General features: G+C 59.9%; 14 protein-coding genes. 3 read left to right on the top strand and 11 right to left on the bottom strand.

The window, feature by feature from the left end; all coding sequences use genetic code 11:
* Positions 1 to 2: 2 nt before the first annotated feature.
* From EV380_RS05050 to EV380_RS05035, 4 genes are all read right to left on the bottom strand, one after another.
* On the bottom strand, positions 3 to 1,448 hold the full coding sequence (locus EV380_RS05050; RefSeq protein ID WP_130449774.1) for an HK97 family phage prohead protease: 1,446 nt from the start codon (positions 1,446 to 1,448) through the stop codon (positions 3 to 5).
* A complete protein-coding gene (locus EV380_RS05045) occupies positions 1,449 to 2,597 on the bottom strand; it encodes a phage portal protein (RefSeq protein WP_130449772.1) in 1,149 nt (382 codons plus the stop codon).
* A 185-nt stretch (positions 2,598 to 2,782) separates the two neighbouring features.
* Positions 2,783 to 4,252, bottom strand: a complete 1,470-nt coding sequence (locus EV380_RS05040; protein ID WP_130449771.1) for a terminase large subunit domain-containing protein — start codon at positions 4,250 to 4,252, stop codon at positions 2,783 to 2,785.
* Entirely contained in the window at positions 4,233 to 4,505 is a 273-nt protein-coding gene (locus EV380_RS05035; RefSeq protein WP_130449769.1) for a hypothetical protein, read from the bottom strand. The genes EV380_RS05040 and EV380_RS05035 overlap by 20 nt, the downstream gene beginning before the upstream one ends.
* On the opposite strand from EV380_RS05035, the gene EV380_RS16550 reads away from it, so the two are divergent.
* The gene (locus tag EV380_RS16550) at positions 4,504 to 4,713 is read left to right on the top strand and encodes a hypothetical protein (RefSeq protein ID WP_165391851.1); all 210 of its coding nucleotides are present in this window, start codon (positions 4,504 to 4,506) and stop codon (positions 4,711 to 4,713) included. The genes EV380_RS05035 and EV380_RS16550 overlap by 2 nt on opposite strands.
* Here the strand turns inward: EV380_RS16550 and EV380_RS17010 are convergent.
* From EV380_RS17010 to EV380_RS05005, 6 genes are all read right to left on the bottom strand, one after another.
* Complete coding sequence (locus EV380_RS17010) at positions 4,694 to 4,951, bottom strand: HNH endonuclease (protein WP_130449767.1); 258 nt, start codon at positions 4,949 to 4,951, stop codon at positions 4,694 to 4,696. The genes EV380_RS16550 and EV380_RS17010 overlap by 20 nt on opposite strands.
* The gene (locus tag EV380_RS05025; protein WP_130449765.1) at positions 4,944 to 5,411 is read right to left on the bottom strand and encodes a M23 family metallopeptidase; all 468 of its coding nucleotides are present in this window, start codon (positions 5,409 to 5,411) and stop codon (positions 4,944 to 4,946) included. The genes EV380_RS17010 and EV380_RS05025 overlap by 8 nt, the downstream gene beginning before the upstream one ends.
* A gap of 193 nt (positions 5,412 to 5,604) precedes the next feature.
* Positions 5,605 to 6,030, bottom strand: coding sequence for a hypothetical protein (locus EV380_RS05020; RefSeq protein WP_130449763.1), 426 nt, complete (start codon positions 6,028 to 6,030; stop codon positions 5,605 to 5,607).
* A gap of 286 nt (positions 6,031 to 6,316) precedes the next feature.
* Positions 6,317 to 7,768, bottom strand: a complete 1,452-nt coding sequence (locus EV380_RS05015) for an AAA family ATPase (protein ID WP_130449761.1) — start codon at positions 7,766 to 7,768, stop codon at positions 6,317 to 6,319.
* 114 nt (positions 7,769 to 7,882) lie between these two features.
* Positions 7,883 to 8,077, bottom strand: a complete 195-nt coding sequence (locus EV380_RS05010; RefSeq protein WP_130449759.1) for a hypothetical protein — start codon at positions 8,075 to 8,077, stop codon at positions 7,883 to 7,885.
* A 192-nt stretch (positions 8,078 to 8,269) separates the two neighbouring features.
* Positions 8,270 to 9,763 (bottom strand): recombinase family protein, encoded by a 1,494-nt coding sequence (locus tag EV380_RS05005; protein WP_130449757.1) that lies wholly within the window; start codon positions 9,761 to 9,763, stop codon positions 8,270 to 8,272.
* Positions 9,764 to 9,834: 71 nt separating this feature from the next.
* Between EV380_RS05005 and EV380_RS05000 the strand changes: the two genes are divergently transcribed.
* Both EV380_RS05000 and EV380_RS04995 read left to right on the top strand, forming a co-directional pair.
* The gene (locus tag EV380_RS05000) at positions 9,835 to 10,587 is read left to right on the top strand and encodes a zinc ribbon domain-containing protein (RefSeq protein WP_130449755.1); all 753 of its coding nucleotides are present in this window, start codon (positions 9,835 to 9,837) and stop codon (positions 10,585 to 10,587) included.
* A gap of 87 nt (positions 10,588 to 10,674) precedes the next feature.
* Positions 10,675 to 11,529 carry a metal-dependent hydrolase gene (locus tag EV380_RS04995; RefSeq protein ID WP_130449753.1) on the top strand — a complete coding sequence of 285 codons (855 nt, stop codon included), beginning with the start codon at positions 10,675 to 10,677 and terminating at the stop codon, positions 11,527 to 11,529.
* A 1-nt stretch (position 11,530) separates the two neighbouring features.
* On the opposite strand, the gene EV380_RS04990 is transcribed toward EV380_RS04995, so the two are convergent.
* A complete protein-coding gene (locus EV380_RS04990; protein ID WP_130449751.1) occupies positions 11,531 to 14,062 on the bottom strand; it encodes a DEAD/DEAH box helicase in 2,532 nt (843 codons plus the stop codon).
* Between the last annotated feature and the right edge of the window lie 23 nt (positions 14,063 to 14,085).

Genomic DNA, 14,085 nt, shown 5'->3' with positions numbered 1-14,085 from the left:
GATTAGACGCCTGTTCCGAGTGTGTACACGCGTACGGATGCAGGGTCGGTCACCATTGCGGCGTGAGCCTTGATGAACGCAAGATCGATACCGCCGTGGAGGGCGTCAATGCTACGAAGAGTGATGTTCTTTGACTCGTAGAACTTGGCTGCTCGACTATCGGCAACAATCACGGTGCCTGCGGCAAGGTCGGAATTGGTGACAATCTTGATACCTGAGGCGGTGAAAGAACCGTCCTGCAGGTTCACGGTCGCCTGATTTTCAAACCACCATGGAACTTCGCTAGAGGTCAGTTCGAGCAGTTCGGCGTAGCTGGTGTCGTCCAGAACGACAACGTCACCCTTAGCGCCCTGACCGGAGAGCTTGCGCATACCGTCGTTGACTGCCTCGATGACTGTTGCGGTACCGGAAACGGCGGTTGCCTCAGCGGTGAGCTTGGTCAAGAAGACTGTCTCTGTCTTGCGGTGGTAGTCATCGATCATCTCTTCGTAGACCTCGGACACAACGTCCTCGGAACCGAACTCGATAAGCTCGATGTCAAGGCCACCGGCTCCCGCGAGGTACGCGGCCTGCTCGGTCTGGCTCTCAGTGCTGAACTTGCTAGAGGCAATCTCAGCGCGACCACCGGCCCATGGGGCAACGGTGATCGTGCGGTTCTTCTTGGTACCGCTGATCACGAGTGACGTAAGCGGACGTGCCGGACCAAACGCGTTCACGATTGGGCGGGACACCTTGCGGGCCTCGAACAGCTCGCCTAGCTTCTGCTCCTTGACGTAGACCTCGCCAGCGTCATCGGCCACACCGGTAGAGGTGATCGCCGCCTGAACAGCAGAGCCGCCGCCGTGAGCAGCCGCGAATGTGAGCTTGGCAAGATCCTGCTTTTCGTTTGCGGCCTTGATACTTGGGGCAACCTCAGGAGTTACCTCAGCATTGATTTCTAGATTCTCGTCCATAGAGGACTCCTTTTCATTTGTGTTTGTGTCGGTAGCTTCTGCGGCTACCTCCGTTACGGTTGCGCCCTTGAATGCGCCTTTCACGACACTCGCTACGCCGCTTAGGACGCTCGCGACAATTGCCGTTCCCTTGGTAGTGACCTCTGAGAGTTCAACGGAAAGGTCAGCCCTTAGGCCGTCTTTCACTTCTTCAAGTAGGTCATTTCCCTTGGTGGTCTTCGAGACACGGAAAGACGCGTAAATGCCGTCCTCTCGTTCCTCTAAATTTGTGGCCTTACCAACTACGTCGTTGGCGGTGTGGTTTAGGTTGAGGAATACGCTTGACGCGTCCTCAGGTAGCGTGATGCTCCCGGCCTCAGCGATAATTCCCTGTGGCCCTACGGACGGGTAGCCCGGTACGCCGAACGGGATGATGCGCCCTGTAATGCGGCGCTCTTCAAGATTGGCTTCTAGGGTTTGTCCGGTGATCGTTAGTTCTAGGTTGGTGTTTTCCATTTAGGTTTGTTCCTGTTCGTCCTGTTCCTCTTCCCTAACCGGCTGTTCCGGTTCTGGTAGTGGTTCTAGGCCCTCTAGTTCGCGGACCTCGTTTACGGTCAGGAAGCCTGCGGCTAGTCCTGTCTGGTAGTTCTGGAATCGTGTTGCTTTGTCGTCCTTGGTGAGTTCGGACGTATCGAATTTGATCTTTGATCCGTACGGAACCAAGTAATACGAGAACGCGGCTTCCATGGCCTCAATCGCCGGGTTGATTGCCTCTAGTAGCTCTTTATTGCGACTGGCAATGTTCGTATAGCTAAGGCTTGTGCCGCTAACGAAAGCGTCCGTGTAGCTCGCGGGTAGCATGAGGATTCGCGCCGCGTTGATTGCGTTTGCGTTCCTTGCCTCTAGAAGCAGGTTCTCGTTGGTCTGACCAATCGGAATCGGTTCGAGGTTCGATGAGATTAGAGAAATCGAACCGTGAGCCTTGCGACGTTCAGACGAGTAGGCCTGTATTAGGCTTGTCTTCTGTTCGCTGGAGAGCTTGCCCTTGTCACTGGTTTCTCTGAGGATCAGGTGAGGTAGGGGAGAGGCGCCGGCTCTGTAAGCGGCCTTCTCAATCAGAATCATTTCCTTGAGAGCGTCACGCCCAAAGTTGATGATTCCCTCATTTATGTAGTCAATTCGGAAGAACTCACGAGGGTTGACCACTTCACCAAATGCTCGTTTGAGGATTCCTCGCTCGTATTCGGCCTCAGAGTGAGGAACGAACTTGACCTGCTGCGCCTGTCCTTGGGTGTTGCGCTTGGTGATTAGGAAGAACGCCTTGCCGTAGAGGATGAGGTCTTCAACGGCGTACGCAATGACCGTGTGATTCTGGATGCCCGGTTCAAGCTGGTTGAGGAATGGCGGCTGTAGTGGTGCTATCTGATCGTTGCGGTAAACGACCATCGGCAGGCGGGCAACACTGGACTTGATCAAGTTCAGGCCCTTAGCAACAGCGGGGATTCCTACCGTGGTTTCGCGGTTGATAATCACGTCTTCCGGGGTCAGCCCTACAAGGTCGGCAAGCGTCATACGTTCTAGCTCGCTTGGCTCGGGTGCCCATGGGGAGGTCACACCGGACGTGGTGCCGGATGTACCTCCGCGCAAGAAGTCGAAAAATCCCATGTGCTGTGCTCCTCTGGTGCCGCTCAATGTCCTATCTGTAGGCGTTGGTTTGTCAGTTTCCTTGTAGTTATGTGCTCAGACTGACCCGGAAAACTAAGGGAGGGAAACCGGGTCAGTCCAGAGCAAGATCACTATAAGGTGAACTAAATGATTATATCATTTCTTTTTATAGTGATTGCATGGTACTAGTCGTCAAAGAACACTATTTCCGTGTCAGTTGGCGGTGGTTCGGCGTCTATCATTTGAATGGCACTGATAGCGGCAAAGAGTTCGCACTCGTTGTAGTGGCTGAAAACGAAACTTTCACCCATCTTGCGGCGCTGTGCTTTGGCGATTGAGACGTTCAGACCGGCTTGATTGACGTGGTGAATCGTGCCGTCTTCCACCTTGGCAATGAACGATGCACTAGCCGTCTTGAGCATTTCGGGCGTCATGAGGTCAATCCACGCGTGCGTTTCCGTATCGAACGTCTGCAGCTCAAGCATGATCACGTTGTTCTGTGGGTGCTTGTCGGCGGCAATACCCAGAGGACGGCTCTCACGGATTTTCGCTAGACATTGAGGCAGCCACGACGTGCCGTAGCCGCTACGGATGATACGAACCCAGATATGCCCTGTCTCAGCGTCGCGCCAAGCAGCGGCAACCGCTGAGCGTCGTCTGTCCGCGTCCACCTCGAATCCGATGGCCACCTGCGAACGGTTCGGCAAGACGGGGTTGTCCGCTAGGCCCTTCCAGCGCACCATGTCCACCACGGTCTCCTCAGACGTGGTCAAGAGGTTGTGGAACGTCCTAATGAACTCGGACTCACTGAGCTTGTCTCGTAAGGTCCGTACGGTTGAGAGTCGGACGAGTCCGGTAGCCAATCCTGGATGCCACCACCACGACTCTTCGTCGTTGGGGTCAATATTCGGATCCGCTGAGAACTCGATGAAGCCGTACGTCGATTCCGGGTTGTCTAGCGACTTGCGGGCTTCCTCGTGCTGTTGGATCAGGAACGTAGACGCTAGCGTTCCCTGAGTGGACGACATGAGTAGCTGTGCGCCTTCGTCCGTCTGGTTCTGCAACGTAGGCAAGGCCGCGCCCATAACCAAGTTGCCCTGTTCCTCGCTGTAGCTGAACACCTCGTCTAGGTAGACCGTGTGGTTTGAGCTGCCGTGTAGGGCCTCGGGGAGTGGCGGGAACGTGCCTAGCCGGCTCTTGTTGTGGAACTCAATTCGCGTCGTGTCCGCTGCCATACGAACTTTGAGCGTGTCCCCAATGACGCTGTCCTGTAGCTCATTGGCGAAATCGAGCAAGAGCTGCCGTGCATCCTTGAGGCTCTGAGCGCTCAGCATGATTCGGTGTCTAGAGTTCGCGAGGCAACGTGCCGCGAGGATGAGACGTGTAAGCGTCGTCTTGCCTACCTGCCTCGGCATGAGCAAGAGGAAGGATGACCAACGGTATTCGTCAGTACCGGGGATCTTTTCGGTGATCACGCGGACCACGTAGCGCTGGTACGGTTTGAGTTCGAAATCGAGAATCCGCGCCAGCATCTCGACTTGCCGTAGTTCGTTGGGTGCCCCCGGCGTGATGGGGGAGGAGTAGCGGGGGAACGTCTGACCTAGTTGGTCTTGCCAGTATTCGAGTGAGTCTTCCTCAGTGCTTAGAGAACTCATTCAGTAGGTCGTCTACCTTGGACGCTTTGTCGTCCTCAGGGTCTGTCACCGGCTCCTGCTCGGGTCTAGGTAGTGACGCCAGCGCGTGGCGTATTTCTCGTGAAATGGCCGTCTTGGTGTTGGGCGTCGAACCCTCCCATGACTCGCATAGCTCTACGATCAGCTCCGCCGTTAGCTCATGTTCGGCGGTGATTAGGCCCTGATCGCGCAAGACGTCTAGGGTTTCCGTTGCTTTTGCTACTAGTTTGCTCATGATTTTGCTCCTTTTTGTGGGTTATGTAGGTTGTGATTTCGGCGTTTGGCCGTTTCAGAATTTGGGATTTTCTCAGCGGGGGACAGATTCAAGAGCGCGGGATGATCCGTGGTCGTTCTCTCAAAAGAATGACCCATCCGGCGCACTTTTCTGCACTGCTTTGCAACCCATTTCGGTTGATGTGACACTCAAGGCTGCAATGAAATGAACCAATCAAGGTCATTCATGACAACAGTCTTGAACTCATCGACTGATTTCGAACCCTTCTGTAGGTTGCATGTGGAACAGCTCACGTAGAGATTGTCGAAGTCGTTCGAACCACCATGAATCCTTGGTATGCGGTGATCAATGTGAATGTCATCCATAGGCACGTGCTCACCACACAGGTAGCAGACCTGACCTCTGAGCCTGATTACCTCGTCACGTTTGCCCGACCACTCACTCATAGCCCCCCGCTAACCATTCACGCGGGTCTACCCGCCCCATAAAGCCGTTCTCCCGGTCGATATCCCCGCCTGTTAGCGGTAGTGCCCCCCAATGGAGATGAGGGCCGCTGGAGGCCCCTGTGTTGCCGCTCAGGGCTACATAGCTACCCGCGCTCACGTACTGTCCGGCCTCGACGTAGATCACGTCCAAGTGGGCTAGCTCGATCATTACCGTTCCGTCGTGACTCTCGATCAGTATTGCGCGCCCCGCTGAGGCCCCTAGGACGCCGTTTCCCGCGCCTTCCCCGGCGTAGTGCACACGTCCGTCTATCGGGCTTCTCACGGGCAAATGCCAGCCGCTCACGTCCTCGCCGTTGTGACCGTCCAATCCGTACTGTTGATAGACGCCTCTAGTGCGCTCGTCATTGAATACCTGACTCACTTTCCCCATACCCTTGGGCAGTGGTTCTACCTTTTTCATCTCGCTCCTATCTCTTAAATGGAGAGAGGCCCGCGCGTAAGCAGAGGCCCCTCTATTTCGCTATCCAATTATAACATTCTATTTATCTATCTTGACTCGCTTGGTCGCCCTTAGTCCGCTTATTGAAAACGGCAGTGCTATCAGCAGTCCGGTCGCTATTCCCCATACGTAGAGTTCCATTGTTCCCTCCTTTCTATCTATTCTTTTCCAGTAGGTAAGTCCGCTCGAACCAACCCTCTTGTGCGAGAGCCGTCTCACCGACCCTCTCCCAGCTCTTGGCGTCGCCCCCGTGGTTTTCCCCACCACACGCGCATACGCACGCCCAGATAGGGTTCACGGCCTCTACACACCTCTTGTCGCACCTGCTGTGCCTACAGACCAGACGAACCAACGTCACGTCGTCTATCTTCTGTGCCGCGTTCAGAATGGCCCCGGCTCGTGAGTACGGAAGTTCCCAGATATGCACCCCGCCGTCAAACACCCATTGCGGCGACTTGATGCCTAGGCTCTTGAGCCACGGGCGAACCCATGGCCCTCCTTGAGGTATGTACATCTGTACCCCGGTTTTCATCCCGAGTTCTTTTGCGGCTCTTGCTGGTATTACTTTAACGTAGATCATTGCTCTCCTTATAAGTTTTATATTCGGATTCGCTATGTCTTACGTCGCTATGTTTATGTCATTTTGTAGTGGCTCAAAGGCCGGTCTTGGAGTGGTCACCCCCTAAGGGGGGTGTGACCACCTGACCACTAGGCAACCTGACCACTTCGCAAAAGTGGTCATGACCACTTTTTTGTTGCAAATAGAGGGATGCAGGCCCCTCCTAACCGGAGTGGTCAGGCAAGTGGTCAGGCAAAAAGTGGTCAGGTGGTCAGGCTGAAAAAGAGGAGTGGTCATGACCACTTTTTCACTCTTCTTCGTCCAATTCGACCATGTTCGCGGCGTACCTTTTCGCCGCTCCCTTTGTCTTTGGTTTAATACAGATGAGTTCTTTGGTGTAGCACAGATATTCCAGAGCGTCCGTGAGCTTCTTTGAGTTTCGAGACAGGCCCGTCACCTCGGCAATGCTTCTTACTGAGGCCCCTTCTCTACCCACGTGGTAGTAGATTTTCCACCTGAGTTCGTCCTCGGGTTTCATGGCCTTGAACTTCTCAATGGCTACATCGGTATCGCCTATCGGCTCACAGATAGCCCCCTCGGAGTTGAGACCCGGCAGGAGCGCCTGACCCTTGATGGCGTAGCTGAGAGAATCCTCGGGCTTGGCGCGGCCCTTAACCTTTTCCCAGTGAAGGCGCGCCTTGCCCGAACCGACAGACCCCACGGCCTCTAGGCGGGCTTGAACGTCGCACTTGCCCTTCATGCCGGACGCACCACGGGCGCGGGACTCGTCGTGTCCGGTGTGGTGGACGACTACCGCCATGAACTTCATCTCGTCCGCGTACCGCTTGACCATTCGCAAAACGTTGACCATGTCCGCATTTGAGTTCTCGTCTACCCCCGGCGCTAGGTCAATTTGCGTATCGAAGACGATCAGGGACGGCTCTATTCCGGCGTGGACAATCTCCTTGACGAGACGGTTCCATGAGTCTCTGTGGTCTACGGATGGTTCGTCCCGGCGGCCCTTCTGCAGCTCTAAGAACATGTGGTCGCCGTCCCCGCCGTCAAGGAACAGCAGCCCCGACAGGCGGGAGGCTGGAATGCCCCGGTGCTTGAGCCAAGCGTCAACGTGGACAGCTAGAGCGGCTCCACCCTCAGCGGCGACGTAGACGGCTTGCTGAGGCTCTCCGCCGGTGTTCAGGCGTTGCCCTTGCCATTCCTCTAGCCCCGCGCACCACGACATGACCAGATCCAGCACGAGGAGGGTTCTACCGGCGTACGACGGCCCGTAGATCTGACACAGACCGGAACGGTGAAGACGGCCCTCGACCATCCATTCGATTTCCGGGGTCTGGATGAAGTCGGCTACCGACTTGAGGCGGTTGGGGGAGGTCTCCCAGTACTCGGCGTCTTGCGTTGCGGCTTGCGCCTCTTGCGCGGCGTAGTCGATGTGCTTAGCGGCGTCGCCGTCAAGGCTGAATTCACCGCCGATCCAGTACGGCCTACCGGCTAGGGCCAGTTCGCGGGCCTCGTCGTCTGTGGTGACGGTAGGGATTTGGTATCCAAGTACCTCGTAGAACTCGGGTACGTCGCCTAGCGGGTTCTTGTCGGCGTTGCGCTCGAACGCCGTAGTGAGGATTTCGTGATCGGGCTTGCCAGCGGCGCGCATCTTGGCGACGGCCTGACGAACCCAAGCGGGAATCTCTTTCGGTATTCGGTTCGACTCCTCAAGGATCGCGGCGCTATCTAAAGTTGCTTCCATTCATTTGTTTTTCTCTCCGCGTCTGTCACGTCGCACTACCTTATAGACGTGGTAAAATAGTAGTGCGTTCTTTAGCGTACTCATTTATATCTAAACTATCCCGGATAAACCCCGTTACTTACCAAGTGGCGGGGTTTCTTCGGTTAGAAGCTCGGCTAGGCGTCGCTCGGATTCAATGATTCTTGCCGCTCGCTCGTTTTGCTTGATACGATGCTTTTCCTCAGCTTTCTTGTAGTAGGTGCGCGTCGCTCCGATTTGTCTTTTAAGTTCGCGAATTTCCTTTGCTTGAGGATCAATTTCGTAAGCCATTCTTTACTCCCTTCGTGAGTATCTTTTGTACTTGACTATATTACCACATTAAAAATGGCCTATTGCAAGCAAGAGTGGTATCTTAAGCCGCTTAGGCCGGAGATAGAATTGGTGCACGTCCTAACGTACGTGTCAAAATAAAAAGAAGACCCCCGCCTTTCTCACAGTTTCGGCGGGGGTCTTCTTTTGTGTCTACGGTTCCGGGATAGGCGGTGTAAGGCCTTGCTTGTCCGCGTAGTCCTTGAACCGGTCCTTAGCACCGGGGGAGGGTCCACTACCTAGGTACCAGACGTAGGGCAGGCCCTCGACAAATTCAATCGACAGGGTCTCAGCGTCCGCGACGATACGCCGAACGAACTGTTTGATCGTGGCGTTCGCCGCCCCTACGTCGTCGCCGTGGATGACATCCTCAATCTCGTGCCACGGGCGGGCCTGTGTGAGTGCCGCCGCCTCAAGTTCTGAGAGTTCGGTCTGTGCCGTCTCGGACTGTTCCCGTAGCGTCGTCAACGCCTCTTGCACCTGCTCTGTGCTCAGCCCCGCCGCCTGTGCCGTGAGTAGCATCTGCGTGATCTGGTGCTGTAGTGAGTCCACCTGTGCGCGCTTGTCATCAAGCTTCTGTTGCACGTCCTGTTGGGGGACCGCCTTTTCTACGTCGTTCCAGCGGCGTTGAGCGGCCCACGCTAGGGCGTTCCCGACCTCCTCAGCTAGGACGCTCCCGAAGTCACAAATACTCGTGCCCTTGGATACTCGGGTAGGGCAACGGAACCGAGACGGTGCCTTAGGCCGGTCCTTATTGTGCCCACGCTGATAGCTCAACTTCCGGCCACACTTGGCGCACTCAACGATTCCACGTAGACGGGACGAAGGGACTTCCGAACGGCGGGGCATAGTGTTGTCGCTCAACTCTGCGGCAACTTTCCGATAGGTGCCCTCACTCAGGATCGCCTCATGAGCGCCGTCTACCTCCTTGCCTTTCCAACCGATCTTGCCGCGTACGAACGGTTGGAGTAGGACGCGCCGGACCTGAATACTGACGAACGGCTTGCCCTGAGTCGTCCGGAACCCTTGCTCGTTGAGCCAGAACGCGACCTTGCGGAGACTGTGTCCGGCTACTACGCGTTTCGCCGCCTCGCGGATCGCCTCGGCCTGCTCGGGAACGATTTCGTACCCAACGTGCTTCTTGCCCGTAGCGTCCATCACGCGCCGATAGCCAAAGTAGTTGCGACCGGCGGGGGCTGTTCCGCTGTCCAACCGGGAATTGAGGTAGCTCTTCCAGTCCTCGGACTTCTGTTCAGATTCCAGCTCAGCCATAGCTAGCAGAATGGTCAACTGAAACTTGCCCATGGCGGAACGGTCGATTGGTTCTAGGGCACTCTCAACCTTGCCGCCTGCCTCTTCCTCAACAGACTTGAGCGTGATCAGTCCGTCAAGGGTGTTCCGAGCGAAACGCGACCACCGCCAGACCAGCATGATTTCGGCGTGTCCGTCCTCAATCAACTTCAACGTCCGGCGGAACTCGGTTCGCTTGTCAATCGTCCGACCGGACTTGCCCTTCTCGTTGACAACCTCGACCACGTCGTAACCCTTGCTCGCGGCATACTTGCGGCAGGCGTCCTCTTGGTTCTCATGTGTGATGGACTCGTCACGGTGCTTAGACTGACGTGTGTAGATGATCGCATTAGGCATAACGACAGTATGACGCAACGGAATCGTGGGACTTCGTTCTCACTCCTCAATGATCGAGAAAGCCGAGACACATGGCGACTGCAGCACCTGAAGAACAACACCGGCTCCTCGAACTGGCGAAGCTGGACTCGGCGGTCGTGTCTCTGCGCCGCCAGCTCCGCGAAGCCCAGCAGGATCCCGAGTCCGCGCGCGTCGAGGCGGCCGAGGCGCAGGCCCGCGCCAACGCTGAGGAGGCGCGGGCTGCACGGGACGCTGCCGCCGCGGACCTGCGGGCCTCCGAGGCCGCCGTCGCCAAGGTGGTCGCCCATCGGGGCCGCGATCAGCACAAGCTCGACACGGGGGCGGGCACGGCCAGCGACATGATGGCCCTCAGCCACGAGGTCGAGACGCTCACGAAGCGGCAGGCCGAGCTCGAGGACGAGGAACTGGCGCTCATGGAGCGCGTCGAAGCGGCCGAGGCGCAGGCGGCGACCGCCGAGCGTGCGCTCGAGGCGGCCGAGGCGGCCCGCGCCGCCGTCGAATCGAGGATCGAGTCCGCCACGGCGGACGTCCGCGAGCAGCTGGCGGCCGCCGAGGCCGATCGGGCCGGCTTCGCCGCCACTGTCGATACCTCCCTCGTCACGCTGTACGACAAGGCGTACGCACGTCGGGGCATCGGCGCGGCCCGCCTCTTCCACGGCGTCTCCGAGGGCTCCGGCATGCAGCTTTCCCCCGGCGACCTCGCGGAGATCCTCGCCGCACCCGCCGAGCGGGTGGTGTACTGCCCGGATTCGGGGGCCATCCTCGTGCGCGATCCGGAGTGGACGGGCCCCGCCGCGAAGTGACGCCGCGCACGTCGCCGGTTCACCGCGCAGGGTGGCCTCCCCAGTAGTGTCGAGGGGTTCTGATCCTGAAGCGAAGGCGGGTACTCCATGCTGGGCGGCAATCACGCGGCCACGGGGGCCGCTGCCTGGGTGCTGTTGTCATCGCAGGCCCAGATCCCGTTGACCTTGCTCGAGACCGCCGTGGCCGGGGCCGCGCCCGGGATTGGTCAGGCGCTCCCGGAGGTTCTGACCCTCGGCTTCGGCGCCTTCGATGACACCCCGGGCGGCGTGGCCACGGGCGCCTTGGTGTGCGCCGGCGCAGCCTTGCTGCCCGACGCCGACCACCGCAATGCCTCGATCGCGCGCTCCTTGCCGCCGGTGACCGAGGCGCTGTGCCGCACCGTCGGCCGGATCGCCGGCGGCCACCGGCAGGGGACGCACTCGCTGCTCGGGATCGTGGCCGTCGTCGTACTGGCCTGGCTCGTCGGCCTCTGGACGATCGACGCGGCCGGCGGCGCGCCGATCTATGTGGGTGCCGGGCTGGCCTCAGTGCTGCTGGTCTCGCTCGCCGCGAAGGCCCTGAAGTTCATCCCGGACACGATGCGCAAGACTCCCTGGCTCGTCGGCGGCGCCTGCGGGCTCGCGGTCGCGTTCTTCTCCTCAGCGGATCCGAGGTGGTTCGTGACGGCCGTCGGGCTCGGCGCGGCGGTCCATCTCGCAGGCGACCTCCTGACGGTCGGCGGAATCAACCTGCTCTGGCCGGTGCGCATCCGTCGCCCGCGCGCCTTGCGACACGCGCCCGTGATCTCCTCGATGTGGCGGCCGAACGGGCACGTCGCCGTGCCACTGCTCGGGGCGACGGGATCCTGGCGCGAATGGGCGCTGTCCGTCCCGGTCGCGGCCTACGCCCTGTTCGGCATGTGCGTGAGCGTCTCGGGCACGCTCACGCACTACTTCGGCTGAGTCAGTCCAGGCGGCCGATCCCGGTCACGGTCACGACGGCGGCGCCCGCCTCATCGGAGGCGACGAGGTCGACGTAGGCGTCGATGCCCCAGTCGTTGTTCCCGGCCGGGTCCTTGAAGATCTGCCGCACCACCCAGCGCTTCGGCTCCTTCGTGACGACGAAGTACTCCTGCCCGCGGGCGGCCGGACCGTCGTCGATGTCCTCGTGCTCGTCGAAGTAGCCGTCCAGCGCCTCGGCCCACGCGCCGGCGTCGAAACCGGCTTCGCCGTCGAGCTCGCCGAGCGCGGCGTCCTGTTCGTCGGCGAAGAGCGTGACCCGGCGGAACATCTCGTTGCGGACCATGACCCGGAACGCGCGCTCGTTCGACGTGAGCCGCTCAGGGGTCGGCGGCACGATCTCATCGGAATGGTCGTCCGGGATCTCCCCGTGCGCCATCTTCTCCCACTCGTCGAGCAGGCTGGAGTCGATCTGGCGGACGAGCTCGCCCAGCCACGCGATGAGGTCCTCGAGGTCCTCACGCAAGGCGTCGCGCGGCACGGACTGCTGCAACGCTTTGTAGGCGTCGGTCAGGTAGCGCAGCAGCACGCCCTCGGAGCGGGCGAGCTGGTAGTACTGCACGTAGTCGGTGAAGCTCATCGCCCGCTCGTACATGTCGCGCACGATGGATTTGGGCGCGAGCTCGAACTCGGCAAGCCACGGCGCACCGCTGCGGTACGTCTCGAACGACTGCTCGAGAAGGTCCTCCAGCGGCTTCGGGTAGGTGATCTCGTCGACCACGTTCATGCGCTCGTCGTACCCGATGCCGTCGGCCTTCATCCGGCCGATCGCCTCGCCGCGCGCCTTCTTCTCCTGCATGCCCACGACCTGCCGCGGCGTGTCGAGGGTCGACTCGATGACCGAGACGACGTCGAGAGCGTACGTCGGCGATTCCGCGTCCAGCACCTCGATCGCCGCGAGCGCGAAGGGCGAGAGGGGCTGGTTGAGCGCGAAGTTCTGCTGCAGGTGGACGGTGAGCGCCAGGTGGTTGCCGAAATGGTCCGGTTCGTCCTCGCGGACGACGACGCCGGTCGCCAGCAACTCGCGGAGGATGCCGAGCGCGCTGCGCTGGAGGACCTTCTGCCGGGTCGGAGTCTCGTGGTTCTCCGTCAGGATGCGGCGGGCAGCCCCGAAGGAGTCGCCCGGGCGCTCGAGCAGGTTCAGGATCATCGAGTGCGTGATCTGGAAGCTGGACGTCAGCGGTTCGGGATCCGCGACGACGAGTTTGTCGAAGGTCTTCTCGCTCCAGGAGACGAAGCCCTGCGGCGGCTTCTTCTTCGTGACCTGGCGCAGCTTCTTCGGGTCCTCGCCGAACTTGGCGCGAGCCTTGTCCATGGCCTTCTTGTTCTCGATGACGTACTCGGGAGCCTGGACGACGACGGTGCCCGACGTGTCGAAACCGGCCCGCCCCGCGCGCCCGGCGATCTGGTGGAATTCGCGCGCCTTCAGCCCGCGCATGCGCGTTCCGTCGAACTTGGTCAGCGCGGTGATCATCACCGTGCGGATGGGCACGTTGATACCGACACCGAGGGTGTCGGTGCCGCAGATGACCTTCAGCAGGCCGGCCTGCGCCAGCTGCTCGACCAAGCGGCGGTACTTCGGCAGCATGCCCGCGTGGTGCACGCCGATGCCGGCCCGGACCAGCCGGTTGAGGGTCTTGCCGAATCCGGCGGCGAAGCGGAACCCGCCGATGAGCTCTGCGATGCGGTCCTTCTCCTCGCGGGTGCAGACGTTGACGCTGAGCAGGCCCTGGGCGCGATCGATCGCGTCCAGCTGGCTGAAGTGCACGATGTAGACGGGCGTCTGGCGCGTCTCGATCAGCTCCTCGATGGCCTCCTGGACCGGCTCCTCCGAGTAGTAGTAGTGCAGGGGGATGGGCCGCTCGGCGTGAGCAACCGTCGTCGTGTGGCGCTGCGTGCGTGCGGTGAGCTCGTCCTCGAACCGCGTGACGTCGCCGAGCGTGGCCGACATCAGCAGGAACTGCGCCTGCGGCAGCTCGATGAGGGGCAGCTGCCAGGCCCAGCCGCGCTGCGGATCCGAGTAGAAGTGGAACTCGTCCATCACGACGGTCCCGACGTCGGCATCCTCGCCTTCGCGCAGCGCCATGTTGGCGAGGATCTCGGCGGTGCAGCAGATGATGGGCGCGTCCGCGTTGACCGACGAATCGCCCGTGACCATCCCGACGTTCTCCGCGCCGAAGATCTCGCACAGGGAGAAGAACTTCTCCGAAACCAGCGCCTTGATCGGGGCCGTGTAGAAACTGACCTCGCCGCGCGCCAGCGAATGGAAGTGCGCCGCGACGGCGACGAGCGACTTGCCCGAGCCGGTAGGCGTCGCCAGGATCACGTTGTTCCCCTGCACGAGCTCCATGGCGGCCTCGTCTTGCGCCGGGTACAGCTCGATCCCGCGGTCCTCGACCCACGTGATGAACGATTCATAGGTGGATTCCGGGGTGGCCCCGCGCTGGCCCGATGGCAAGAGTTCGATGAGGTTCATGATTCCCCCAGCCTATCGGCCCA

It is taken from the genome of Zhihengliuella halotolerans (assembly GCF_004217565.1).
Lineage (GTDB): Bacteria > Actinomycetota > Actinomycetes > Actinomycetales > Micrococcaceae > Zhihengliuella > Zhihengliuella halotolerans.
The sequence above is the reverse complement of the archived record's forward strand: the minus strand, read 5'-3'. Positions and strand labels throughout refer to the sequence as shown.